This window comes from Variovorax sp. P4_D9 (assembly GCF_056401695.1).
On sequence record NZ_JBFUIU010001470.1, the window covers coordinates 1 to 1,274 of the forward strand.

Consider the following 1,274-nt stretch of genomic DNA (forward strand, 5'->3'; position numbering starts at 1 on the left):
TCGACAACGATCTCGTGCCGATCGCGAAGCTGATGGACCAGGACTACGTGCTGGTCATTCCGGCCTCGCTCGGCATCAAGTCGTGGAGCGAATTTCTCTCTCACGCCAAGTCGCAGGGATCGCTGAGTTATGCAACGGCCGGCGTTGGCACGACTGCCCACGTCCTGTCGGAGCGGCTGGTTTCCGCGATAGGGGTCAAGGGCGTGCACGTCCCCTACCAAGGGGCCTCCTCGTTCCGCACCGATCTGGTTTCCGGTCGGGTCGACTTTTCGATCGACGTGATCCCGTTGTCTCAGCCCTTTATCACCGACGGACGTCTGCGCGCCGTCGCTATTACGCAAAAGGGCCAGGACGCCCGCCTGCCTGGCGTCCCCAGCCTGGTCGAACTGGGCGTCTTCCCACAGCAGTATGCGGGTTGGACCGGACTCTTCGCTCCGAAGGGAACGCCGCCGGAGGTCCGAGCCAAGGCCCTCGCACTGGTGGACCGGATGCTTGGATCGGCGGGCGGCGAAGAGATCAGGAAGAGCGGCTACCGCCCCGCGGCTGCGGATCAGGGCCCAGACGACTTCGCCCGCTTCGTCGCCTCAGACCAGAAGCTTTGGTTGACCACCTTTCAACAGCTCGGCATCCCACCGCTTCCTTGACGAGCCCCCCACCATCCCGAAACTGAACCGAAAGCTTGTCCATGAACCACACCAACGAATCGCTCGCGGCGCGAGCCGACACCGCGACACCCCAGGCCCCGCGCGCATCGCTCGAGGCGGAACCCCATGTCGGATTGATGCTCGTTGGTGGCTTGATGTCGGCCAGCGAGGGCGGCTGGATGGACTGCGTCAATCCCGCAAACGAGCGCCTGATCGGTCGGGTGCCGCGCGGCACCGCGCAGGATGTCGATTGGGCCGTGCGCTCCGCTGAGTCCGCCCAGCCCGAATGGGCAGCACTCTCGGTGGCGCAGCGTGCTGCGTATCTGAACCAGTTCGCAGATGCCGTGTTGGCGCGCTCTGAAGAACTCTTGGAGCTCGAGGTGGCCGATTCGGGCAACACCGTCACTGGCATGCGGGGTGACATCGCAAGCTGCGTTGAGCGGCTTCGCTATTTCGCCGGTCTTGGCTACGAGCTACAGGGTTCCACGATTCCGGGACAGGATGACCGGATCAACTTCACCCTTCGTGAGCCCTACGGTGTGGTGGGCCGCATCGCGGCCTTCAACCACCCGCTGGCAATGGCTGTCAACGGCCTCGCCGCGGCGCTGATGGCGGGCAACACCGTGGTGG

At 64.6% G+C, this 1,274-nt stretch carries 2 protein-coding genes; both read left to right on the top strand.

The genetic code is table 11. From position 1 onward, the window contains the following. On the top strand, positions 1-644 hold a 644-nt coding region (locus tag AC1DY5_RS56070; RefSeq protein WP_478122778.1), incomplete at its 5' end, for a Bug family tripartite tricarboxylate transporter substrate binding protein. A 41-nt stretch (positions 645-685) separates the two neighbouring features. Next, positions 686-1,274: aldehyde dehydrogenase family protein (locus AC1DY5_RS56075; protein ID WP_478122779.1), on the top strand; the 589-nt coding region annotated here is incomplete at its 3' end.